Here is a 24200-nt window from a genome sequence, read left to right on the forward strand (position 1 = left end):
CCCGACGACGCTGTCATCCGGTCAGTCCGATCGCAGCAGCGCCGTCAGGGCGCCGATATGCGGCACGTCCTCCAGCGCGAGGACCATGTGCAATATTTCTTCGGCACGGCCCGCCGGCAGATGCGCGGCCAGGCGCCTGAACTTGGCGACGATCTTTTCGGGAGTGGGCGTGAGGCTGTCCATTTCCAGGCCCGAGATGGCGTAAGAGACGTTCGCGCATACCACTTCCAGGTCGACACGGCCGCCCTGGTCGGCCGCGGGTTCCAGCAAATCTATCCGGTCCGACAACGCCAGCACTTCGGCATCCGCAATATTTTCGTAATAGGCGTATTCGCCCACCGGCCGCCCGAGCAAGGCGGCGGCGACCGTGAAGCGCACGCTGATGCGGGCCTGCAGCGGCGACCGATACGGGGCCACATTCTTGTATCCGGGATTGGTCAGGGTCGGCAAGGGCGCGCGTATCGCGACGCGCTCGATACGCGCAGGATCGAGGCCATGGCGCGCTTTGAGCTCCAATGCCAGATGCACCGGGGTCTGCACGAAGATGCAGACGGGCCTTTCTTTGTAGACCACGTCTTCGATCAGGAACCGCTTTCCCAGATCGCGCGTGGCCTGGGCGGCGTACTCGGCGCTGCGGCCGAAGGCGCGGAAATATCCGGATTCGCCTTCGAATGCCCGGGGCGAGGCCGTGGCGCCCGCCGCGGCCAGCTCGGCCGCCGACACGCCCGTTCGGGCCGCCCACCCGACATTGAGCTTGACGTCCATGGTTCCGGAGCGGAAACCTTCGCCGAATCCCGACGCGAACATGGCCGCGCAACCCAGCGCGCTGACCAGTTGCGGCGGGTTCAGGGCCAGCATTTTCCCCGCCGCGGCCGCCGCGCCGATGGCGCCGGCCACGCCGGTGGCGCGAAAAGCCGGCAGCATGCCCGGGGCGCCGAGATAAGCGCGCGCCACGATATCGTAGCCCAGCACTATGGCGGCCAGGAGTGCCGCACCGCTGCCGTCATGCGCCTCGCCCAGCGCCAAGGCCGCGGGTATGGCGACGGCGCCCGGGTGAGACTTGGCCAGGAAATCGTCGTGCGTGCAGCCATTGACCAGCGTGGCATTGACAAATGCCGCATCCATGGGCGGCAGCCGGTCGTCGTGCCCTATGACCGAGGCGGGCCCGCGATTGGCCTGTGCATAGCGGCGCGCCACGCCCGGCACGGGCAGGTCGCGTGCCGCTATGGCGGTGGCGAGCGCATCCAATAAACGAGACTTTGCCTGCGCAACAACAGGCTCGGGCAGCGTACGAAAATGGGTATCGTGGATGAACGCCGCCCAGGCCTGGGACACCGTTTTCGCCGGAGCGCCGAGGGTTTCGGAATCCGGACCCGGGTTTGCCGATGCGCCCTGCGCCGTATTTGTCCTCGTATTTGTCCTGTGCATGCTTTATGTCCCTGGCTACGTGATGGGGTGCGTCCGCACCGCCACTGTCGACCGGGTCATGCCGCCGGATATTGCGCCTGCGCCGCAAGGCGCACAGGGCAAGCCGGGTAGCCCGATTCTTGGAATTTGTTCCGTTAAACGGATCAATGTATCGTTGAACGGATTATATGCCTGCACCGAATCGAATGGCAAGCACCCACGCGACATCCTGCGCGCACTTGCCGCCAACGAACGCTTATCGTGCGGGCCATATTCCAGACTCATCTATACTTTGGGGAAAAATCACCCAGGCAAGCGGCATCGCGCCGCGCCTCTCCCCCTGCACTTAGCCCTATGAAACCAACAGAATCGCCCCAACCCGCAGCGGCCGCCGACAACGGCACCGTGAACCGGGTGCTGCGCATCCTTACGTGTTTCGCCGAAAAAGAAAGCTGGGGCCTGAACGAACTGTCGCGCAACCTGAACCTGCCGCGCGCCACCACTCACCGGCTGCTCAATCTGTGCAAGCCGCTGAATTTCGTCACGCAGGGCGAAGACGGCCACTACATGCCGGGCATCGAGCTTTACCGATTGGCCGGACGGCTGGCGTCCGAAGCCCCCATCAACCAGATCGGCACTCCCATCCTGCAAGAACTGCGCGACCAGACGGACGAGACCGTCCTGCTCACGCTGCTGGTGCGCAACGAGCTGAAGATGTTCTTTGCGCTTTCGGCCTCGCCCGCGCATCCCTTGCGCTACCGCATCGAGAAAAACCGGCTGGAGCCGCTAGGCTGGGGCGCGGCGGGCCGTTCGCTGCTGGCGTTCCTGAGCCAGGACGAAATCGACCAGGTGATACAACGCGCCGAGCCCTCGCCGCTGGACCAGCGCCCCATGGACAAAGACGAGTTGCTGCACTCGCTGCAAGTCATCCGCGACCAGGGCTACGCGCTCAGCCACGCCCAGCGTGCGCCGGGCGCCTTCGGCGTGTCGATGCCCTTCTTCGATTTCCGCGGCGACATACGCGGGAACTTGACGGTGACGATTCCCGATTTCCGCTACGAGCCGGGGAAGGAAAATACCCTGATCGCCCTGCTGCGCGTAGCGGCGGCGACACTGACGCAGCGGCTGGGCTGGTCCTGATCGGCGGCGCAGCCCGCCGCATGCAAGGCGCCGGAGCAAAAGCCGGGCGCAAATAATTTGCGCCCTTTTGCGGCGCCCCACATGCGGTGTTTCGCAGACTGCAAACATCCGAACCGAAAATGCGCCGGGCGGCCCGGCGGCTTTCCCGGCCCGGGCGCACAAAAAAGCCGGGCCATAGGCCCGGCTCTGTATTCCGTCGCGACGGAATCTTGCGACTACTCCTGGGCGCCTGCCGAGGAATCGCCCTCTTCCTGAACGGGGCTGTCCTGCGTGTCGGCGGTGGCCGTCACGGGGGCATCCTCGAACGGATTGGCCAGGGCGCGAGCGGCCTGGCGTTCCGCGGCTTCGAGAGATTCCTTTTCCTTGCGGGCGGTATGGTAGGACATGCCGGTACCGGCCGGGATCAGACGGCCGACGATGACATTTTCCTTCAAGCCGCGCAGGTCGTCGCGCTTGCCCATGATGGCCGCCTCGGTCAGCACGCGGGTCGTTTCCTGGAACGAGGCCGCGGAGATGAAGGAGTCGGTCGACAGCGAGGCCTTGGTGATGCCCAGCAGCACGTTCTCGTAGGTGGCCGGCAGCTTGCCGTCGGCCTCCACGCGATCGTTCTCGTTGAGAAGCTCCGAACGTTCGACCTGTTCGCCGGGGATGAAGTTGGTGTCGCCGGCATCGACGATGTTCACGCGCCGCAGCATCTGGCGCACGATCACTTCGATGTGCTTGTCATTGATCTTCACGCCCTGCAGACGGTAGACGTCCTGCACTTCGTTGACCACGTAGCTGGCCAGCCGCTCGATACCCTGCAAACGCAGGATGTCGTGCGGATCGGCCGGGCCGTCGACGATCATTTCGCCCTTGTTGACCACTTGGCCGTCGTGCACCAGCACCTGCTTTTCCTTGGGAATCAGGAACTCGTGCGCCACGCCGTCCAGGTCGGTGATGACCAGGCGCTGCTTGCCCTTGGTGTCCTTGCCGAACGAAACCGTGCCGGTGACGTCGGCCAGCATGCCGGCGTCCTTGGGCGAACGCGCTTCGAACAGCTCGGCCACCCGCGGCAGACCGCCGGTGATGTCGCGCGTCTTTTGCGATTCTTGCGGAATACGCGCCAGCACCTCGCCCACAGAGACTTCCTGGCCGTCGCGCACGGTAATCAGCGCGCCGACCGGGAACGAGATGTTGACCGCGTGGTCGGTGCCGGCGATCTTGACTTCCTCGCCAGCCTCGTTGATCAGCTTGATCTGCGGACGCATCATCGACTTGCCGCCGCGCGTCTTGGGCGTGATCACCACCAGCGTGGACAGGCCCGTGACTTCGTCGACCTGCTTGGCCACCGTGGCGCCTTCCTCGATGTTCTCGAAGCGCACCTGCCCAGCATATTCGGACACGATGGGCCGGGTCAGCGGATCCCACGTAGCCAGGCGCTGGCCGGCCTTGACGGTGTCGCCGTCGCCCACCAGCACGGTCGCGCCGTAAGGCACCTTGTGGCGCTCGCGCTCGCGGCGATTGTCATCGAACACCACCAGCTCGCCCGAACGCGAAATGGCGACACGTTCACCCTTCGCGTTGGTGACGTAGCGCATGGTGATGGCGAAACCGATGCTGCCGTTGGACTTGGTCTCGATCGAGCTGGCCATGGCGGCGCGCGAAGCCGCACCGCCGATGTGGAAGGTACGCATCGTGAGCTGCGTGCCCGGCTCGCCGATCGACTGCGCGGCGATGACGCCGACCGCTTCGCCCTTGTTGACCATGCTGCCGCGGCCCAGGTCGCGGCCGTAGCAATGCGCGCACAGCCCGTGGCGCGTTTCGCAAGTAAGCGGCGTGCGGATCTTGACCTCGTCCACGCCGATCTGGTCGATGAGTTCGACCAGGTCTTCGTCGAGCAAGGTGCCGGCCGGGATCGCCGTTTCCTGGGATTCGGGGTTGACGATGTCCACCGCCGCGACACGGCCGAGAATGCGGTCGCGCAGCGGTTCGATGATTTCGCCGCCCTCGACCAGGGCCTTCATCGAGTAGCCGTGGGTGGTGCCGCAGTCGTTCTCGGTGATGACCAGGTCTTGCGTCACGTCCACCAGGCGGCGCGTGAGGTAGCCGGAGTTCGCCGTCTTCAAGGCGGTGTCGGCCAGGCCCTTGCGCGCGCCGTGAGTCGAGATGAAGTACTGCAGTACGTTCAGGCCTTCGCGGAAGTTCGCGGTGATCGGCGTCTCGATGATCGAGCCGTCAGGCTTGGCCATCAGGCCGCGCATGCCGGCCAACTGGCGGATCTGCGCGGCGGAACCGCGAGCGCCCGAGTCGGCCATCATGTAGATCGAGTTGAACGATTCCTGGCGCACTTCCTCGCCGTGGCGGTTGACCACCGGCTCGGTGGCCAGTTGCTCCATCATGGCCTTGCCGACCTTGTCGCCGGCCTTGCCCCAGATGTCCACCACATTGTTGTAGCGTTCCTGCGCGGTGACCAGGCCCGAGGAATACTGCTTGTCGATTTCCTTGACCTCTTTGCTGGCCTGCGCAAGGATTTCTTCCTTGACGCGCGGGATCAGCATGTCGCCCATGGCGATCGAGATGCCGCCGCGGGTGGCGAGGCGGAAACCCGACTGCATCAGCTTGTCGGCGAAGATCACAGTCGCGCGCAAGCCGCAGCGGCGGAACGACTGGTTGATCAGGCGCGAGATTTCCTTTTTCTTGAGCGGGCGATTCAGCACCGAGAACGGCAGCCCATGAGGCAGGATCTCGGACAGCAAGGCACGGCCCACGGTCGTCTCGAAGCGGCGCAGCACGGGCTGCCATTCGCCGGCGGCGTCCTTTTCGTACTCGTTCAGACGCACGGTGATGCGGCTTTGCAGCTCGACCTCGCCGTTGTCGTAGGCGCGCTGGACTTCGGCCACGTCCATGAAGAACAGGCCTTCGCCCTTGCCGTTGATGCGCTCGCGGGTGGTGTAGTACAGGCCCAGCACGATATCCTGCGAGGGCACGATGGACGGTTCGCCGTTGGCCGGGAACAGCACATTGTTCGACGCCAGCATCAGGGTGCGGGCCTCGAGCTGCGCTTCCAGCGACAGCGGCACGTGCACGGCCATCTGGTCGCCGTCGAAGTCGGCGTTGAACGCCGCGCAGACCAGCGGATGCAACTGGATGGCCTTGCCTTCGATCAGCACCGGCTCGAAAGCCTGGATGCCGAGGCGGTGCAGCGTCGGGGCGCGGTTGAGCATGACGGGATGCTCGCGGATGACTTCCTCGAGAATGTCCCAGACCACGGGCTCCTGGCTTTCGACCAGCTTCTTGGCGGCCTTGATGGTGGTGGCCAGGCCCATCATTTCTAGACGATTGAAAATGAAGGGCTTGAACAGTTCCAGCGCCATGAGCTTGGGCAGGCCGCACTGGTGCAGCTTGAGCTGCGGGCCCACCACGATGACCGAACGGCCCGAGTAGTCGACGCGCTTGCCCAGCAGGTTCTGGCGGAAGCGCCCGCTCTTGCCCTTGATCATGTCGGCCAGCGACTTGAGCTGGCGCTTGTTGGCGCCGGTCATGGCCTTGCCGCGGCGGCCGTTGTCCAGCAGCGAATCCACCGATTCCTGCAGCATGCGCTTCTCGTTGCGCAGGATGATGTCCGGCGCTTTCAGTTCGAGCAGGCGCTTCAAGCGGTTGTTGCGATTGATGACGCGGCGGTACAGGTCGTTCAGGTCGGACGTGGCGAAGCGCCCGCCGTCCAGCGGCACCAGCGGACGCAGGTCGGGAGGCAGCACGGGCAGCACTTCCATGACCATCCATTCCGGCTTGATGCCCGATTTCTGGAAGCCTTCCAGCACCTTCAGGCGCTTGGAGATCTTCTTGATCTTGGCGTCGGACGTGGTGGCCTTGAGCTCGGCGCGCAGATGCTCGACGTCGCGATCGATATCGATCGTGCGCAGCAGTTCGCGCACGGCTTCGGCGCCCATCAGGGCGTGGAAGTCGTCGCCGTATTCTTCCGTCTTGGCAAGGAAGTCGTCGTCGGACATGATCTGGCCGCGCTTGAGCGGCGTCATGCCGGGCTCAATCACGCACCAGGCTTCAAAGTACAGCACGCGCTCGATGTCGCGCAGCGTCATGTCCAGCACCATGCCCAGGCGCGAAGGCAGGCTCTTGAGGAACCAGATGTGCGCCACCGGGCTGGCCAGCTCGATGTGGCCCATGCGCTCGCGGCGCACCTTGGCGACCGTGACTTCGACGCCGCACTTCTCGCAGATTACGCCGCGATGCTTCAGGCGCTTGTACTTGCCGCAGAGGCATTCGTAGTCCTTGATGGGACCGAAGATCTTGGCGCAGAACAGGCCGTCGCGCTCGGGCTTGAAGGTGCGGTAGTTGATGGTCTCGGGCTTGCGGACTTCGCCGTAAGACCAGGACCGCACCTTTTCGGGCGACGCGATGCCGATCTTGATGGCATCGAATTGCTCGTCCTGCGTGACTTGTTTGAAAAGGTCGAGTAGCGCTTTCATTATTTACGCTCCAAATCCATGTCGAGAGACAGAGACCGAATTTCCTTGACGAGCACGTTGAAGGATTCCGGCATGCCGGCATCGATGACGTGATCACCCTTGACGATATTCTCGTAGACCTTGGTACGGCCCGAGATATCGTCGGACTTGACCGTCAGCATCTCTTGCAGTGTGTACGAGGCACCGTAGGCTTCCAGTGCCCAGACTTCCATTTCGCCGAAACGCTGTCCGCCGAACTGGGCCTTGCCGCCCAGCGGCTGCTGCGTCACCAGCGAGTATGGGCCGGTGGAACGGGCATGCATCTTGTCATCGACCAAGTGGTGCAGCTTCAGGTAGTGCATGTAGCCGACCGTGACCGGACGCTCGAACTGCTCGCCGTTGCGGCCGTCGAACAGCCACGCCTGCGTGCGGCTGTCGGTCAGCTTCAGGTCGTGCGCCACCTCGTCGGGGTAGGCCAGTTCCAGCATCTTGCCGATTTCCTCTTCGGTCGCGCCGTCGAACACCGGCGTGGCGAACGGCATGCCGTTGCTGAGATTGCGGGCCATCTCGACGATGTCCTCGTCGCTCATTTCGGCGATGCGTGCGCCTGCCCCGGTGGTGTTGTAGACCTTTTCGAGGTAGGAGCGGATGCCCTTGGCCTGCGCCGCTTTTTCTTCCTCGAGCATGTCGGCGATACGCCGGCCCACGCCCTTGGCGGCCCAGCCCAAGTGCACTTCGAGCACCTGGCCGATGTTCATCCGCGAAGGCACGCCCAGCGGATTGAGCACGATGTCGACGGGTGTGCCGTCGGCCATGTGCGGCATATCCTCGACCGGCGTGATGCGCGAGACGACGCCCTTGTTGCCGTGGCGGCCGGCCATCTTGTCGCCGGGTTGCAGGCGGCGCTTGACGGCCAGGTAGACCTTGATCATCTTCAGCACGCCCGGGGGCAGTTCGTCGCCCTGCGTGAGCTTCTTGCGCTTTTCCTCGAAGGCCAGGTCGAACTGGTGGCGCTTCTGCTCGAGCGATTCCTTGGCTTGTTCCAGCACCACGGCATGGGCCTCGTCGGCCAGCCGGATGTCGAACCACTGCCAGCGGTCGAGGTCGGCCAGGTACTCGGCCGTCACCGCCGCGCCCTTGGCCAGCTTGCGCGGGCCGCCGTTGACGGTCTTGCCGGACAGGAACTTGCCGATACGGTCGAAGGTGTCGTCCTCGACGATGCGAAGCTGGTCATTGAGGTCCTGGCGATAGCGGCGCAGTTCGTCGTCGATGATCGACTGGGCGCGCTTGTCGCGGTCGATGCCTTCGCGGGTGAAGACCTGCACGTCGATGACGGTGCCGATCATGCCCGAGGGCACGCGCAGCGAGGTGTCCTTCACGTCGGACGCTTTCTCGCCGAAGATCGCGCGCAGCAGCTTTTCTTCGGGAGTGAGCTGGGTCTCGCCCTTGGGCGTGACCTTGCCCACCAGCACGTCGTCGGCGCGCACTTCGGCGCCGATGTACACGATGCCCGAATCGTCCAGGCGATTGAGCTGCGTTTCGGCCAGGTTGCTGATGTCGCGCGTGATTTCCTCGGCGCCCAGCTTGGTGTCGCGCGCCACCACGGTCAGCTCTTCGATGTGGATCGAAGTGTAGCGATCGTCGGCCACGACCTTCTCGGAGATCAGGATCGAGTCCTCGAAGTTGTAGCCGTTCCAGGGCATGAACGCCACCAGCATGTTCTGGCCCAGCGCCAGCTCGCCCAGGTCGGTCGAGGCGCCGTCGGCCAGCACGTCGCCGCGGGCGACGTGGTCGCCGCGCCGGACGATGGGGCGCTGGTTGATGTTGGTGTTCTGGTTGGAACGGGTGTACTTGATGAGGTTGTAGATGTCGACCCCGACCTCGCCGGCGATGTTCTCGTCGTCGTTGACGCGGATCACCACGCGCTCGGCGTCGACGTGGTCGACCACGCCGCCGCGGCGCGCCTGCACCGTGGTGCCCGAGTCGACCGCAACGGTGCGCTCGATACCCGTGCCCACCAGCGGCTTCTCGGGACGCAGGCAAGGCACGGCCTGGCGCTGCATGTTGGCGCCCATCAGCGCGCGGTTCGCGTCATCGTGCTCGAGGAACGGAATCAGCGAAGCCGCCACCGACACGATCTGCGACGGCGCCACGTCCATGTAGTGCACGTTCTGCGGCGCGGTCATGATGGTTTCGCCGGCCTGGCGGCAAGCCACCAGTTCGTCGGTGAAGCGTCCCTGCTCGTCGAGCTGCGCGTTGGCCTGCGCGATGACGTAATTGCTTTCTTCGATGGCCGACAGGTAGTCGACCTGCTCGCTGACCTTGCCGTCGACGATCTTGCGGTACGGGGTTTCGAGGAAGCCGTACTCGTTCAGGCGCGCATACAGCGCCATCGAGTTGATCAGGCCGATGTTCGGGCCTTCCGGCGTTTCGATCGGGCACACGCGGCCGTAGTGCGTGGGATGCACGTCGCGCACTTCGAAGCCCGCGCGCTCGCGCGTCAAGCCGCCGGGCCCCAGGGCCGAGACGCGGCGCTTGTGGGTGATTTCCGACAGCGGGTTGGTCTGGTCCATGAACTGCGACAACTGGCTCGAACCGAAGAATTCCTTGATGGCCGCGGAAATCGGCTTGGAATTGATCAGGTCGTGCGGCATGAGGTTTTCGGTCTCTGCCTGGCCCAGGCGTTCCTTGACGGCACGCTCGACCCGCACCAGGCCGGCGCGGAACTGGTTCTCGGCCAGCTCGCCCACGCAACGCACGCGGCGATTGCCCAGGTGGTCGATATCGTCGATCTGGCCACGGCCGTTGCGCAGTTCCACCAGCACCTTGATGGTGTCGAGGATGTCCTCGTTGGTGAGCGTCATCGGGCCGGTGATGTCGTCGCCGCGACCCAGGCGGCTGTTGACCTTCATGCGGCCCACGCGCGACAGATCGTAGGCTTCTTCGCTGTAGAACAGGCGCTGGAACAAGGCCTCGACGGCGTCCTCGGTGGGAGGCTCGCCGGGGCGCATCATGCGATAGATGGCCACGCGCGCCGCCATCTGGTCGGCGGTTTCGTCGGTGCGCAAGGTCTGCGAGATATAGGGGCCGCGATCCAGGTCGTTGGTGTACAGCGCCTGGATGTGGGTCACGCCCGCTTCGCGCAGGTCGGCAAGCAAGGTCTCGGTGATTTCATCGTTGGCATTGGCCACGACTTCGCCGGTCTCGGCGTTGATGACGTTCTTGGCCAGCACGCGGCCGACCAGGAAATCATCGGGCACGGATACATACTCGACCTTGGCCGCGGCCAGGTCGCGCAGGTGCCGCGCGTTGATGCGCTTGTCTTTTTCGACGATGACCGTGCCGGCGCGATCGGTGATGTCGAAGCGCGCCACTTCGCCCTTCCAGCGGTCGGGGACGAACTCGAGCATGCCGCCTTCTTTGTGGATTTCGAAGTTGTCGAAATCGAAGAAGTGTGCCAGGATCGACTCGGGCGTCATGCCGATGGCCTTGAGCAGGATCGTCACGGGCATCTTGCGGCGGCGGTCGACGCGGAAGAACAGGATGTCCTTGGGATCGAACTCGAAGTCCAGCCACGAACCGCGGTAGGGAATCACGCGGGCCGAGAACAGCAGTTTGCCGGAGCTGTGCGTCTTGCCGCGGTCGTGTTCGAAAAACACGCCCGGCGAACGGTGCAGCTGCGAAACGATGACGCGCTCGGTGCCGTTGATGACAAAGGAACCGGTATCGGTCATGAGCGGAATTTCGCCCATGTATACTTCTTGTTCCTTGACCTCTTTGACCGTCGGCTTGCTGACTTCGCGGTCCATCAGGACCAGGCGCACCTTGGCGCGCAGCGGCGACGCGTAGGTCAGGCCACGCAGTTGGCACTCCTTGACGTCGAACACGGGCTCGCCCAAGATATAGCTGACAAACTCGAGGCGGGCCATCTGGTTATGGCTTACGATCGGAAAGATTGATGTGAACGCTGCCTGCAGGCCTTCATCTTTTCGTTTGGAAGGTGTAGTATCCGCCTGCAAAAAAGTTTTGAATGAATGCAGTTGAGTCGCCAGCAGGTACGGGACGTCTTGCACGTCCTCGCGCTTGGCGAAGCTCTTGCGTATGCGCTTTTTTTCGGTGTACGAATAAGGCATGAGCACTCCGACTCGAGGTTACATTGGCCGTCAACCACGGCCCTGGTTTACGACTCCGGAAAACCCGACTCTGGCGCGCAAGCGGTGACGAATCACAGGTTTTCTGGAAACGCAAAAGCCCGGGAAGGCCATCGCTCTTCCCGGGCAGGCGAAAAAGCGCTTACTTGAGCTCGGCTTTCGCGCCAGCTTCTTCCAGCTTCTTCTTGGCGGCTTCGGCATCAGCCTTGGCCAGACCTTCCTTGACAGGCTTGGGAGCGCCGTCGACCAGGTCTTTGGCTTCCTTCAGGCCCAGGCCGGTGATTTCACGCACCGCCTTGATGACGCTCACCTTGTTGGCGCCGACTTCGGCCAGCACCACGGTGAATTCGGTCTGCTCTTCAGCAGCGGCGGCGGCGCCACCGGCAGCGGGGGCAGCCACGGCCACGGCGGCGGCAGCAGCCGACACGCCGAATTTTTCTTCCATTTCCTTGATCAGCTCGGACAGCTCGAGCACGGTCATGCCGGCGATCGCGTCAAGGATCTCAGCTTTGCTTAATGCCATTTTCTAGAACTCCAGATTGAATAATTTGCCAGGGTTGGGTGTCGCTCGGTCGTTCGACGAAGTAGCGCCCCGCTTTACGCGGCTTGCTTCTGGTCGCGCACGGCAGCGAGGCCGCGGGCGAACTTGGTGGGAACTTCGTTGAGCGTACGCACAAATTGCGCGATCGGGGCTTGCATGGTGCCCAGCAGTTTCGAGAGCAGCTCGTCGCGGGAGGGCATGGTGGCCAGGGCCTTCACGCCTTCCAGGTTCAAGACGTTATTGGGCAGCGCCCCGCCTTTCAGAACCAGCTTTTCGTTGCTCTTTGCGAAACCGGCAAGTACCTTGGCCGCCGATACCGGGTCAGTGCTGATACCATAGATCAGCGGACCGGTAAGCTGTTCCGACATACCCTCGAAAGGGGTGCCGGACACAGCACGGCGAACCAGCGTGTTCTTCAGAACACGCAGATACACGCCCGACTCACGCGCAGTTTTGCGCAATACGGTGACAGAGGCGACGTCCAGACCACGGTACTCGGCGATAACAATCGACTGGGCCTTTGCAATTTCTGCAGCAACCTCTTCGATCACTACCGCTTTCTCTTGGCGATTGAGACTCACGGTTTGAACACTCCATCAAAAGACGCCTGGGAAAGGTTCCCTTGCGTCAACCGAATGCGGCGCACCTGGTCGAGTTCTTGAGTAAAGAAATCTTCCATGGACGCCGTCTGCGCTGGATCCGATGCTGCGCACAGCTTCGGGATTAAGCCTGAACCGCGTGGACTTGCAGCATGTCGCACGAGCCCCGGCTCCAGCGGTCTTTGACAGCAGCGCCCGGCAAGCCGGGCACGGCCCAAAGTTCTGTTTGCCAACGCGCCGCTATCAGGCGGACAGCGTGGCGATTTCAACGCGAGCGCCGCCGCCCATGGTGGACGACACGGCAAGCTTGCGCAGGTAAATACCCTTGGCGGCAGCGGGACGAGCCTTGTTCAGCGCATCGACCAGCGCAGCCAGATTGGTCTGCAGTTGCTCGATACCGAACGAAGCGCGGCCGATCGTGGCATGCACGATGCCCGCCTTGTCGGTGCGGTACTGCACCTGGCCGGCCTTGGCGTTCTTGACCGCGGTGACGACGTCGGGGGTGACGGTGCCCACCTTGGGGTTGGGCATCAGGCCGCGGGGGCCGAGGATCTGGCCCAGGGCGCCGACCACGCGCATGGTGTCCGGCGAAGCGATCACCACGTCGAAGTCGAGCTGGCCGCCCTTGATGCGTTCGGCCAGGTCTTCCAGGCCGACGATATCGGCGCCGGCAGCCTTGGCAGCCTCGGCCTTGTCGCCCTGGGCGAACACGGCCACGCGCACCGACTTGCCGGTACCGGCGGGCAAGACCACGGAGCCGCGCACCAGTTGGTCGGACTTCTTGGGGTCGATGCCCAGTTGCACGGCGACGTCGATCGACTCGTCGAACTTGGCGGTGGCGGTTTCCTTGACCAGGGCCAGGGCTTCGGCGACCGGGTAGAACTTGCTGCGGTCGATCTTGGCCTGGATGGCGGCAGTACGTTTGCTGATCTTGGCCATGGCTTACACCCCTTCGACCGTAATGCCCATGCTGCGGGCGGTACCGGCGATCGTGCGCACGGCGGCATCCAGATCGGCGGCGGTCAGGTCCGGCGCCTTGGTCTTGGCGATTTCCTCGGCCTGGGCGCGAGTCAGCGTGCCGACCTTGTCGGCGTTGGGCCGCGAAGAACCTTTCTGCACGCCGGAAGCCTTCTTGATCAGGACGGTGGCCGGCGGAGTCTTCATGATGAACGTGAAGCTCTTGTCGGCGTACGCGGTGATCACCACCGGAATCGGCAGGCCCGGTTCCATGCCTTGGGTCTTGGCATTGAACGCCTTGCAAAATTCCATGATGTTCAGCCCGCGCTGACCGAGCGCGGGGCCGATCGGGGGGGACGGGTTGGCTTTGCCAGCCGGGACTTGCAGCTTGATGAAGCCGACGATTTTCTTCGCCATGCTTTGCTCCTTGCGGGTTCAGACGCAGGGGCGACGCGCGCCGCCCTGCTCCCCGGTATTGAAAATCAGGTCTTCTCGACCTGGCCGAAATCGAGTTCCACAGGGGTGGCGCGGCCGAAAATCGTCACCGACACCCGCACCTTGCTTTTCTCGTAATTCACTTCTTCGACGTTGCCGTTGAAATCGGCGAACGGACCTTCCTTGACGCGCACCATCTCGCCCACCTCGAAGAGGATCTTGGGCCTGGGCTTCTCGACGCCTTCTTCCATCTGCGACAGGATCTTCTCGACCTCGCGTTCGGAGATCGGCGCGGGGCGGTTGCCCGAGCCGCCGAGGAAACCCGTGACGCGATTGGTGTTTTTCACCAGGTGCCAGGTTTCATCGGTGAGATCCATCTCGACCAGGACATAGCCCGGGAAGATGCGCCTTTCGGATATGGACTTCTTGCCGCCCTTGACCTCTACCACTTCTTCGGAAGGAACCAGGATGCGCCCGAAAGAAGTCTGCAGGCCGGCACGCTCGATGCGCTCGAGCAACGCCTTGTGCACGCTTTTTTCCATCCCGGAATAGACATGGACGACATACCAACGCTTGCTCATGCGTGCCCTTTATTTCCAACCCAGCAACAGACCATAGATGATCCATTCCATCAGCTTGTCGACCACCCACAACAGCAGCGCCATGGCGGCCACGAAAGCGAACACGATACCCGTCATCTGGGTCGATTCCTTGCGTGTGGGCCACGTGACGCGCTTGACTTCGTTGTAGGAGTCGCGGCCGAAGCTCAGGGTGCGACGGCCCGGTTCGCTGAACCACGCGATGAGCGCGGCCACCACCAGGCTTCCTATGAAGACACCGACGCGAACCAGTGCGGGCCGACCCTCGAGCATCGAAAAAGCCACGATGCCGGCGATGATGACAAGCACCGCCAGGCCCAGCTTGAGACGATCCCGAGTGCTAGTAACGGTTTCTACGTTGGTGTTAGACATATTCCGACGCCAGATCCGCGCCACAGGCGCGTTCTTGCGATATGATTCGTGGCAGGGGCAGAAGGAATCGAACCCTCAACCTTCGGTTTTGGAGACCGACGCTCTGCCAATTGAGCTATACCCCTAAACCCGTCGAGCAAAGGCCACAAACTGCGCCATGCCGTTACGCGTAAGCCGTTTTGCGCAAAACCGCACGCTTCTGGCATAAATCGTCTTCGCGCAAGCTGTTGGGCCCGCACCCGATCTATACCGGCTTGACTTACACCGTTTTGACTTGCGCCGTTTTGACTTAAAGCCCCGCTCTTTGAAACTGCTCTTGGTCGATGCGTGTAAGCCCAAACTTTGGCCAGGCACGCATCGAACGTTAGAGTATAACCCTTATTCCAGGATTTTTGCAACGACGCCGGCGCCGACGGTACGGCCACCTTCGCGAATTGCAAAGCGCAGCCCTTCTTCCATGGCGATCGGCGCTATCAGCTTCACCGTCATCGACACGTTATCCCCGGGCAGCACCATTTCCTTGTCCTTGGGCAGGTCGATCGTCCCCGTCACGTCCGTCGTGCGGAAGTAGAACTGCGGACGATACCCGTTGAAGAACGGCGTGTGACGGCCGCCCTCTTCCTTGGACAGGATGTACACCTCGGCCGTGAAGCCCGTGTGCGGGTTGATCGAACCCGGCTTGGCCAGCACCTGGCCGCGCTCCACGTCTTCGCGCTTCGTGCCGCGCAGCAGAATCCCGACGTTGTCGCCCGCCTGGCCCTGGTCCAGCAGCTTGCGGAACATTTCCACGCCCGTGCACGTCGTCTTCTGCGTCGCCTTGATCCCGACGATTTCGATTTCTTCGCCGACCTTGATCACGCCGCGCTCGATACGGCCCGTCACCACCGTGCCGCGGCCCGAGATCGAGAACACGTCTTCCACAGGCATCAGGAACGCGCCATCCACCGCGCGCTCCGGCGTCGGGATGTACGTGTCCAGCGCCTCGGCCAGCGCCAGGATCGCCTGCTCGCCCAGCGGGCCCTTGTCGCCTTCCAGCGCCAGCTTGGCCGAGCCCTTCACGATCGGCGTGTCGTCGCCCGGGAAGTCGTACTTCGAGAGCAGCTCGCGCACTTCCATTTCCACCAGCTCCAGCAGCTCTTCGTCATCGACCATGTCCGCCTTGTTCAGGAACACGATGATGTACGGCACGCCCACCTGACGGCTCAGCAGTATGTGTTCGCGCGTCTGCGGCATCGGGCCGTCGGCCGCCGACACCACCAGGATCGCACCGTCCATCTGCGCCGCACCCGTGATCATGTTCTTCACATAGTCCGCGTGTCCCGGGCAGTCCACGTGCGCGTAGTGACGGTTCTTCGTCTCGTATTCCACGTGCGCCGTGTTGATCGTGATCCCGCGTGCGCGCTCTTCGGGCGCCGCGTCTATCTGGTCGTAGCCCTTGGCTTCGCCTCCGAAGGCCGCCGACAGCACCGTCGTGATCGCCGCCGTCAACGTCGTTTTGCCGTGGTCCACGTGACCTATCGTTCCCACGTTCACGTGCGGTTTGGTCCGTTCAAACTTGCCTTTTGCCATGGCTGACTCCTGACTATGGAATAGAGCTGTAAAGCGATGTGTGATGAAAAAGAAGTGGTGCCCATGGCGCGGATCGAACGCGCGACCTCTCCCTTACCAAGGGAGTGCTCTACCACTGAGCCACATGGGCAAATGCCTTACCGTGCACTCCGCCCTTGCGGGCGACACAACAAACTGGAGCGGGTGAAGGGAATCGAACCCTCGTCATAAGCTTGGAAGGCTTCTGCTCTACCATTGAGCTACACCCGCGAGAGGGATTCAATTCTTGGGTACCGGTACTGCGCTCTTGGTGGTGGGGGTTGGATTCGAACCAACGTAGGCGCAAGGCCAACAGATTTACAGTCTGCCCCCTTTAACCACTCGGGCACCCCACCAAAAGAGAACTGCTAATTATGTAGAGTTTTTACATGCTTGTCAAATTGGGTGCAGCCCATAAGGCAAGGCCGGCGCCCCGAAATTTGCAACCCATACGTTCTTGACATTTCGACCGGCATATGGGGGACGTATCGCCGGCTCAGTTGTCGATGACGTTGGACAGGCCCTGCCGTTCAAGCAGCGAATTGAGGTGTTCCCAGCCGTGGAAATCAATGAGCAGCTGGCCGCGTTCTTTCGCGCCGATCTTGAGCGTGACCCGCGTGCCCAGGTGGTCGGACAGGGCCTGTTCCAGGCGCTTGGCGTCGCCCGAAAGCGCCGCCGCCTTGCGTGTACCGCCCGCGGCCGCCTCGTCCGATTCGCGCAGGCTGCGGGTGACCAGCTTTTCCGCCTCGCGCACCGACAGCCGCTTGGCGACGATCTCGTTGGCCAGCAGGATCTGCGTGGCCGCGTCGGCGGCCAGCAGCGCGCGCGCATGGCCCATGTCGATGTCGCCGGCCAGCAGCATGGTCTGCACTGGGCCGCTCAGGTTCAACAGCCGCAGCAGATTGCTGGTGGCCGAACGCGAACGGCCTATGGCCTGCGCCGCTTGCTCGTGGGTCAGGCCGAATTCGTCCAGCAGCCTGCGCACGCCATGTGCTTCTTCCAGCGGATTCAGGTCTTCGCGCTGGATGTTTTCGATCAGGGCCATGACGGCGGCGTTTTCGTCGGCGACCTCGCGCACCAGCACCGGGACTTCGGACAGGCCGGCGAGCTGCGCCGCGCGAAAACGCCGTTCACCGGCGATGATTTCATAATTGCCGGCGTCCTTGCCCGCAAGCGGGCGCACCAAAATGGGCTGCATGATGCCCTGGGTGCGTATGGATTCGGCCAGCTCGGCCAGCGCGCCTTCGTCCATGCGGGTACGGGGCTGGTATTTGCCGGCGCGCAGCTTCTTGACCGGCAGCGCGGACGGAAGATTGGCGGACGCCGCAACCGGCTCGGCGCCCAGTTTGTCGATGGCATCGGCGTCGGCGCCGAGTAGCGCTTCGAGGCCGCGCCCCAGGCCTTTGGGTTTCTTGCTTGCCATAATGTGATTCCTTATTCTGACGGCGCCCGGTTCAGGCGCTCGCCGCGGCGGCCTCCCGGCCGACGCGCTTGATGAGTTCCTTGCCGAACTCGATATAGGCTTTCGCGCCGCGGGAGTTCTTGTCGTAGACCGTGCCGGGCACGCCGTGGCTGGGGGCTTCGGCCAGCCGTACATTGCGCGGCACGACGGCCTTGAACACCTTGTCGCCGAAATGCCTTTCGATCTGCGCCGACACTTGCTGCTGCAAGGTGACGCGCGGGTCGAACATCACCCGCAACAGGCCGATCAGCTTGAGGTCGGGATTGATGTTGCGATGCACGCGCTTGACGGTGTTGACCAGGTCGGACAAGCCTTCCAGCGCGAAATACTCGCATTGCATGGGGATGATGACACCGTCGGCGCTGGCCAGCCCGTTCAGGGTCAGCAGCGACAGCGTGGGGGGGCAGTCGATCAGCACGAAGTCGTACTGGCCGTCCACGCCTTCCAGAGCTTGCCTGAGCTGCTGTTCGCGGGATTCCATCTGGATGAGATCGATTTCCGCTCCCGACAACTCGCGATTCGCGGGCAGCACGTCGTAGCCGCCCGAGGACGAGCGCACACGGACCTCCTCGACGCTCGCGTCGCCTATCAGCACTGCATACAGGTTCTTTTGCTCTGCGTTCTTGTCGATGCCGCTGCCCATGGTCGCATTGCCCTGCGGATCCAGGTCGACCAGCAGCACGCGCTTGCCCTGCGCCGCCAGGGCCGCCGCCAGGTTGATGGCCGTGGTGGTCTTGCCCACCCCGCCCTTCTGGTTCGCGATGCAAAATACGCTGGTCCCGTTGCGGGCTTTTTGCTCAGTCATAGGTTTCCTTGGCGGCGATTCATCCAGACCAGACAACGCTGGGCATTCAATTCGGGTACGGTCACAGGCTCGATGCGCGCGACCTTCCATTCGGTGTCTTCCAGGGCCTGGATCTCGTCCAGGGGTTCGCGCCCCTTCATGGCGAGCAGGCTGCCGTTCGCGGCCGCGTGCCCGCCCGCCAGTATGGCAAAATCGGCAAGCGAAGCAAAGGCCCGCGACACGACGACATCCGCATCGAGCGGCGTTAATGTTTCAACACGCGCATGCATGGCGTGCAGATTGGACAGGCCGAGAGAACCGGCTGCCTGCCGCACGAAAGCCATTTTCTTTTCGACGGCGTCGACACAATACACTTGCCAGCCGGGATTCAGGGCGGCCAGCACCATGCCGGGCAGGCCCGCACCCGAACCGATGTCGGCCACTCTTGCGGCATCACCGCTGCCGCGCTTGTGCAGTTCCGATTGCAACGGTCCTACGACTGACAGGCTGTCGAAGATATGCTGCACCAGCATCTGCGACGCATCGCGCACCGCGGTCAGATTGTATGTCCGGTTCCAGCGCTGCAGCAGCGCGATATAGCCCAGCAGCGCTTCTTTTTGCCCGGCCTGCAGGCTCAGCCCCATGCGGCGCGCAGCCTCTTCCAGGCGCGCGGCGGATGCCGGGTCGTTCGCCGCCATCACGCGGCTTTCTTGCCGTACTGCAGGCGTTTCAGATGCACCAGCAACAAGGAAATCGCAGCGGGCGTGACGCCCGAAATGCGCCCGGCCTGTCCCACGGTCTCGGGCCGGGCAGCCTTGAGCCGCTGGCGCACCTCGAAGGACAGGCTAGCGATCGAGTCATAGTCCAGGGCCGCCGGTATGGGCTGGGACTCCAGCGCCGCCTGGCGATCGACCTCTTCCTGCTGGCGAGTGACGTACCCGGCGTATTTGGCTTGCAGCTCTACTTGTTCCGCGGCCACCGCATCTTGCAGGCCAGGCCCGGCAAGCAGCCCGTTCTCGCCATCCGGCGCCGACATCAGGTCGCGGTAACTGACTTCGGGCCGCCGCAACAAATCGAATAGTGAGTACTCACGTTCAATCTGCTTGCCCAGCAAGGATTGCGCAGTTTCCGCTGCAAGCGTTTTCGGATTCACCCAGGACGATTTCAGCCGTTCGACCTCTGCCGCAACGGCATCGCGCTTGCGGTTGAAAGCATCCCAGCGCTCATCGTCGACCAGGCCCATGCGCCGCCCCTCTTCGGTCAGGCGCATATCGGCATTGTCTTCACGCAGGCTCAAGCGGTATTCGGCACGGGACGTGAACATGCGATATGGTTCGGTGACTCCACGTGTAACCAGATCGTCGACAAGCACACCCAGATAGGCCTGGTTGCGCGCCGGAGTCCATGGCTCTTGCCCACGAGTCTTGCGCGCAGCATTCACGCCTGCCAGCAGGCCTTGCGCCGCGGCCTCTTCATAACCGGTAGTGCCATTGATCTGCCCTGCGAAAAACAGACTTTCGATGGCCTTGGTTTCCAGGCTGGACTTCAATCCACGTGGATCGAAATAGTCATACTCGATCGCGTAGCCCGGGCGCATGATGACGGCGTTTTCCAGTCCCGGCAGAGTGCGCAGCAAGGCTAGCTGTATGTCGAACGGCAGACTGGTGGATACCCCATTGGGATAGATTTCAGTGCTATGCAGCCCCTCGGGCTCCAGAAACACCTGGTGGCTGTCCTTGTCAGCAAAGCGCTGGATTTTATCTTCGATAGACGGACAATAACGCGGCCCCACCCCTTCGATGATTCCGCTGTACAGCGGAGATCGATCCAGGCCCGAACGAATGATGTCGTGCGTACGCTGGTTGGTATGGGTAATCCAGCACGGCAACTGCCGGGGGTGCATATCGGCCGATCCCATATAGGAAAACACGGGCACCGGATCCATGTCGCCGGGCTGCACCTCGGTACGAGAAAAATCTATGCTGCGTGCATCGACTCTTGGAGGGGTTCCGGTCTTGAGGCGCCCTTGTGGCAGCTTGAGCTCTTTCAGGCGTTGCCCCAGGCTGATGGCCGGTGGATCCCCAGCACGCCCTGCCGAGTAATGGTCCAGTCCCACGTGGATCAAACCATTAAGGAATGTGCCTGCGGTCAGGACTACAGCTCGACCCCTGAATTTCAGACCGATCTGGGTAACTGCACCTACGACCTTATCTCCCTCCAGCATCAGGTCTTCCACCGACTGCTGGAATATGCAGAGATTGGGCTGGTTTTGCAGTTTCCCCCGTATGGCTTGACGATATAAAGAGCGGTCCGCCTGGGCCCTGGTCGCTCGGACCGCAGGACCTTTGGATCGGTTCAATATACGAAATTGAATCCCGGCCTCATCCGTGGCCAGTGCCATTGCGCCGCCCAGGGCATCGACCTCTTTAACCAGATGTCCTTTGCCTATCCCTCCTATGGAAGGGTTGCAGGACATTTGGCCCAGGGTTTCCATGTTATGAGTCAGCAGCAGGGTGGATGCGCCAGTACGGGCTGCGGCTAACGCCGCCTCGGTGCCAGCGTGGCCACCACCTATGACTATCACGTCGAATTCTTCGGGGTAAATCATTTTATGTATAGCAATTCTAGATAGACTAGATTATAGCTCTCAGCCTATGTTTCACGTGGAACACACCGAACGGTATTGCCTGATTGTTTCACGTGAAACATCAGCCTGAGAATGATGGGCGTTGAATCCCGCACAACAAATAAATCGAAAGAGCTACAACCAATGTTTCACGTGAAACATGAAAATCGGGCAACAAGGTAGCCTGTGGATAAGTTTGGGAATAAGTCCTGAAAATTCGGTGGATAGATTGTGAATAAATCGTAGGGTGAGATACGGGAAAGTCGGTATCCCCAAGCTCGTGTATCCGTTTATCTAAACAAATCCGGCACGACTGCTATACCTGGAGAATCAAACTTAGATCTCTCGCTAGCTTGCCATGTGCCGTCCGCTAGCCTGGAATCAAGAACAACTCCGAAAAATGATTCTTTAGCGGCAGGCGCCTGAACACCCGGTAAATCAAAACAGGTTTGCATAGCATCTCAGAAATATCATCCTTGAACGAGCAAGGAATAAGTAAATGCCGAGAACATAAATATCCCGCCTCGAGCAAAATAATATGCAAGCCCGAAAGAACACAGATCACAGCAAATCCGGCAGCTTATTCAAATAATCGCCGCAAGAACAAAAACCGGAATAGGGCACCAAATAAAAACGCCCTGGTCATGGACCAGGGCGCTGAAAATCTGTGCAGAAAACTACACAAATCTAGCAAAGATTATAGAGGGCGGATCTCGGCTGCTTGAGGGCCCTTGGGACCATCTTTGACTTCGAATTCGACTTCCTGACCTTCGTTCAAGCTGCGGTAGCCGCGGCCTTCGATAGCGGAGAAGTGAGCGAACACGTCGGAACCGCCGGCGTCGGGAGTAATGAAACCGAAGCCTTTATCGGCGTTGAACCACTTAACTTTGCCCTTTTGAGCCATGATGTGTAGCGTCCTAAAAATAAACAAAATTGCAATGAACCAAGAGCGCTGACACGAACTAGACTGGATCCGACGATGAGCGCCAGTATGGAACCCAAAGCACGAATCAAGCAAAACGATCCTGCGTACGACTTGATTTCAAGTGCAGGTGTGAGCATAACCACGCTTTAATGCTTAATCAAATACTTGTTTACCCCAGTGTGGTATTTTTCCGTCGCTAGGGACAGTATTAAGCAACTTAACGGCAATTACACACAATACCCCTCCACTTTCACCCGCCCCAGATCATGAACTTCGAATCCAAGCTACCAAATATAGGAACGACCATTTTCACGGTAATGAGCCAGCTCGCATCAGAGCAGCAGGCCATCAATCTGGGGCAGGGCTTTCCCGATTTCAATCCCGATCCGCGCCTGCTGGACCTGGTCAGCGCAGCCATGGCCGAGGGACACAATCAATACCCACCCATGCCAGGCATCGTGGCATTGCGCGAAGAGATCGCCGCCAAGGCACACAAGCTGTATGGCGCAAATTACGATCCACTGGCAGAAGTCACTGTCACCAGCGGCGCCACCGAAGCGCTGATGGCCACCATCCAGGCATTCGTCAAAACTGGCGATGAAGTCGTAGTGATAGAACCCTTCTATGACTTATACCTGCCCGCCATCGAGCTGGCGGGCGGGATACCCGTCGTGGTTCCCATGCAGGCTCCCGATGCGTCCCATCCCACATACCGCGTCGATTGGCAGCGGGTGCGCGACGCCATCGGGCCGGCCACACGGATGCTGATGTTGAATTTCCCGCACAATCCGACGGGCATCATCATGACGGAAACCGACCTGGACGCCCTGGAAAGCATCGTGCGCGACACCGGCATCATGTTGTTGTCCGACGAAGCCTACGAACACATCGTCTTCGACGGCAACATTCACCAGAGCATCGCCCGCCGCGCATCGCTGGCTGCCAATGCCGTGGTCATATCTTCCTTCGGCAAAACCTACCACACCACGGGCTGGAAGATCGGCTATTGCTGCGCCCCGCAAGCCTTGACCGCTGAAATACGCAAGGTGCACCAGTTCATGGTGTTTACCGTGCCTTCGCCCATGCAGCACGCGCTGGCCCACTATATGCAAGACCCGAAGCCGTATTTGGGTCTTTCCGACTTCTACCAGGCCAAGCGCGACCGCCTGCATGCCGGCCTGGCGGCCACTCGTTTCCAGCCTTTGCCCAGCCAGGGCACATTTTTCTTGCTGGCTCGCTACGACGCCATTTCCGACTTGCCCGAAGCGGAATTTGCCCGCTGGCTGACCCTGGAACATGGCGTGGCCGTCATACCCGTGTCCGCCTTCTACCGCCGGCCCGATGCGCCCGAATCGAACCATGGGCTCGCGCGATTCTGCTTCGCCAAGCAGGATGCAACGCTGGACGAGGCAATAGCCCGGCTTGCGCGAGCCTGAAGCCGGCTTTCGCGTCCGCGATCCCAGTCCGAAGTTCCGCAAATCCACCAATATCCCCACATAGCTGCAACATACAAGCCGGCCCAAGTCGAGCAAACCATGCATTCCACGGTTTGCTTGCCGAACCGGCTTTTTTTCCGGATCGCGTGCTGCCGATCCATGTTCGAAGGCAGCGCCATTGCGGCAGGCGCCCATTCTAGGCCGTTTCCGCTACGGGCGTAGCCCTTGCGTGGCAGGCTGGGATAAGAGAGATGTTTTGGTTTTTTCCTTGTTTCCTTATATAAAAAGATTAATGATGATGGGTGTCTGTGGATAACTGGCATATCCCGAAATTCATCAAGAACTACAAAGACTTGCCGACGATTTCTTGCCTGCATAAGTACGGTGTGGGAGGTGGATCAAAACTGGACAACTTTCGGGGCCCGGGAAAAAGAGGGCACTTGTTCCTCTTCAATCCACAATCTGTGCACATCGACTGCTCCCTGTAGTTATCCACAGCCCGATATTTTGAAACAATATGTATCTTTTAGGTGTTCGGGAGCCAGAGTAAGTGTTCAGAGCAAAATGGCGCCGCTATATGCCGGTTACTTGCCGTTGCGGCATAGAACCCAGGCGCAAGGCCTGAGAGGCTGGGGCAAGAGGGCGACAGGCAAGACGGCAAGAATGCATCGTACAAGGTGCTGGGGCACCTGGCTTGCTGTCTTTCGCATGTTCTTGTTTAGCAGACAAAT

At 61.5% G+C, this 24200-nt stretch carries 18 protein-coding genes and 4 tRNA genes; 3 read left to right on the plus strand and 19 right to left on the minus strand.

Annotation, left to right across the window (positions count from 1 at the left end; all coding sequences use genetic code 11):
• Nucleotides 1-21: 21 nt before the first annotated feature.
• Nucleotides 22-1428 (minus strand): MmgE/PrpD family protein, encoded by a 1407-nt coding sequence (locus KVP10_RS04760; protein WP_246600334.1) that lies wholly within the window; start codon nt 1426-1428, stop codon nt 22-24.
• Between KVP10_RS04760 and KVP10_RS04765 the strand changes: the two genes are divergently transcribed.
• A complete protein-coding gene (locus KVP10_RS04765; protein WP_217963325.1) occupies nt 1310-1765 on the plus strand; it encodes a hypothetical protein in 456 nt (151 codons plus the stop codon). The genes KVP10_RS04760 and KVP10_RS04765 overlap by 119 nt on opposite strands.
• Nucleotides 1762-2547, plus strand: coding sequence for an IclR family transcriptional regulator (locus tag KVP10_RS04770; protein ID WP_217963326.1), 786 nt, complete (start codon nt 1762-1764; stop codon nt 2545-2547). Before KVP10_RS04765 ends, KVP10_RS04770 begins: the two co-directional genes overlap by 4 nt.
• A 215-nt stretch (nt 2548-2762) precedes the next feature.
• Here the strand turns inward: KVP10_RS04770 and rpoC are convergent, their stop codons facing one another.
• The 18 genes from rpoC to KVP10_RS04860 form a co-directional block, all read right to left on the minus strand.
• On the minus strand, nt 2763-7016 hold the full coding sequence (rpoC, locus tag KVP10_RS04775) for a DNA-directed RNA polymerase subunit beta' (RefSeq protein WP_217963327.1): 4254 nt from the start codon (nt 7014-7016) through the stop codon (nt 2763-2765).
• Nucleotides 7016-11128 (minus strand): DNA-directed RNA polymerase subunit beta, encoded by a 4113-nt coding sequence (gene rpoB, locus KVP10_RS04780; protein WP_217963328.1) that lies wholly within the window; start codon nt 11126-11128, stop codon nt 7016-7018. The genes rpoC and rpoB overlap by 1 nt, the downstream gene beginning before the upstream one ends.
• A gap of 160 nt (nt 11129-11288) precedes the next feature.
• On the minus strand, nt 11289-11669 hold the full coding sequence (gene rplL, locus KVP10_RS04785) for a 50S ribosomal protein L7/L12 (protein WP_217963329.1): 381 nt from the start codon (nt 11667-11669) through the stop codon (nt 11289-11291).
• A 74-nt stretch (nt 11670-11743) separates the two neighbouring features.
• On the minus strand, nt 11744-12268 hold the full coding sequence (rplJ, locus tag KVP10_RS04790) for a 50S ribosomal protein L10 (RefSeq protein ID WP_217963330.1): 525 nt from the start codon (nt 12266-12268) through the stop codon (nt 11744-11746).
• A gap of 261 nt (nt 12269-12529) precedes the next feature.
• Nucleotides 12530-13225 (minus strand): 50S ribosomal protein L1, encoded by a 696-nt coding sequence (gene rplA / locus KVP10_RS04795; RefSeq protein ID WP_217963332.1) that lies wholly within the window; start codon nt 13223-13225, stop codon nt 12530-12532.
• Between the two features lie 3 nt (nt 13226-13228).
• Nucleotides 13229-13660: a 50S ribosomal protein L11 gene (rplK, locus tag KVP10_RS04800; protein ID WP_217963334.1), complete on the minus strand. Its 432-nt coding sequence runs from the start codon at nt 13658-13660 to the stop codon at nt 13229-13231.
• 65 nt (nt 13661-13725) lie between these two features.
• Entirely contained in the window at nt 13726-14259 is a 534-nt protein-coding gene (gene nusG, locus KVP10_RS04805; protein WP_217963336.1) for a transcription termination/antitermination protein NusG, read from the minus strand.
• A 9-nt stretch (nt 14260-14268) separates the two neighbouring features.
• Complete coding sequence (secE, locus tag KVP10_RS04810; protein ID WP_217963337.1) at nt 14269-14649, minus strand: preprotein translocase subunit SecE; 381 nt, start codon at nt 14647-14649, stop codon at nt 14269-14271.
• A gap of 49 nt (nt 14650-14698) precedes the next feature.
• Nucleotides 14699-14774, minus strand: a tRNA-Trp gene (locus tag KVP10_RS04815).
• 253 nt (nt 14775-15027) lie between these two features.
• Nucleotides 15028-16218 (minus strand): elongation factor Tu, encoded by a 1191-nt coding sequence (gene tuf, locus KVP10_RS04820; protein ID WP_217963312.1) that lies wholly within the window; start codon nt 16216-16218, stop codon nt 15028-15030.
• A 55-nt stretch (nt 16219-16273) separates the two neighbouring features.
• Nucleotides 16274-16348, minus strand: a tRNA-Thr gene (locus KVP10_RS04825).
• A 45-nt stretch (nt 16349-16393) separates the two neighbouring features.
• Nucleotides 16394-16467 (minus strand) — tRNA-Gly (locus KVP10_RS04830).
• Between the two features lie 38 nt (nt 16468-16505).
• Nucleotides 16506-16592: transfer RNA gene (locus KVP10_RS04835), tRNA-Tyr, on the minus strand.
• A 140-nt stretch (nt 16593-16732) separates the two neighbouring features.
• A complete protein-coding gene (locus KVP10_RS04840) occupies nt 16733-17659 on the minus strand; it encodes a ParB/RepB/Spo0J family partition protein (protein ID WP_217963338.1) in 927 nt (308 codons plus the stop codon).
• Nucleotides 17660-17690: 31 nt separating this feature from the next.
• A complete protein-coding gene (locus KVP10_RS04845) occupies nt 17691-18503 on the minus strand; it encodes a ParA family protein (RefSeq protein WP_217963339.1) in 813 nt (270 codons plus the stop codon).
• The gene (gene rsmG, locus KVP10_RS04850) at nt 18500-19180 is read right to left on the minus strand and encodes a 16S rRNA (guanine(527)-N(7))-methyltransferase RsmG (RefSeq protein ID WP_217963340.1); all 681 of its coding nucleotides are present in this window, start codon (nt 19178-19180) and stop codon (nt 18500-18502) included. Before rsmG ends, KVP10_RS04845 begins: the two co-directional genes overlap by 4 nt.
• A complete protein-coding gene (gene mnmG, locus KVP10_RS04855; RefSeq protein ID WP_217963341.1) occupies nt 19180-21090 on the minus strand; it encodes a tRNA uridine-5-carboxymethylaminomethyl(34) synthesis enzyme MnmG in 1911 nt (636 codons plus the stop codon). The genes rsmG and mnmG overlap by 1 nt, the downstream gene beginning before the upstream one ends.
• Nucleotides 21091-21805: 715 nt before the next feature.
• Entirely contained in the window at nt 21806-22012 is a 207-nt protein-coding gene (locus tag KVP10_RS04860) for a cold-shock protein (protein ID WP_088602212.1), read from the minus strand.
• A 287-nt stretch (nt 22013-22299) separates the two neighbouring features.
• On the opposite strand from KVP10_RS04860, the gene KVP10_RS04865 reads away from it, so the two are divergent.
• Entirely contained in the window at nt 22300-23469 is a 1170-nt protein-coding gene (locus KVP10_RS04865; protein WP_217963343.1) for a methionine aminotransferase, read from the plus strand.
• The last annotated feature ends 731 nt before the right edge of the window (nt 23470-24200 follow it).

The organism is Candidimonas humi, assembly GCF_019166065.1.
Classification (GTDB): Bacteria; Pseudomonadota; Gammaproteobacteria; order Burkholderiales; family Burkholderiaceae_B; genus Candidimonas; species Candidimonas humi.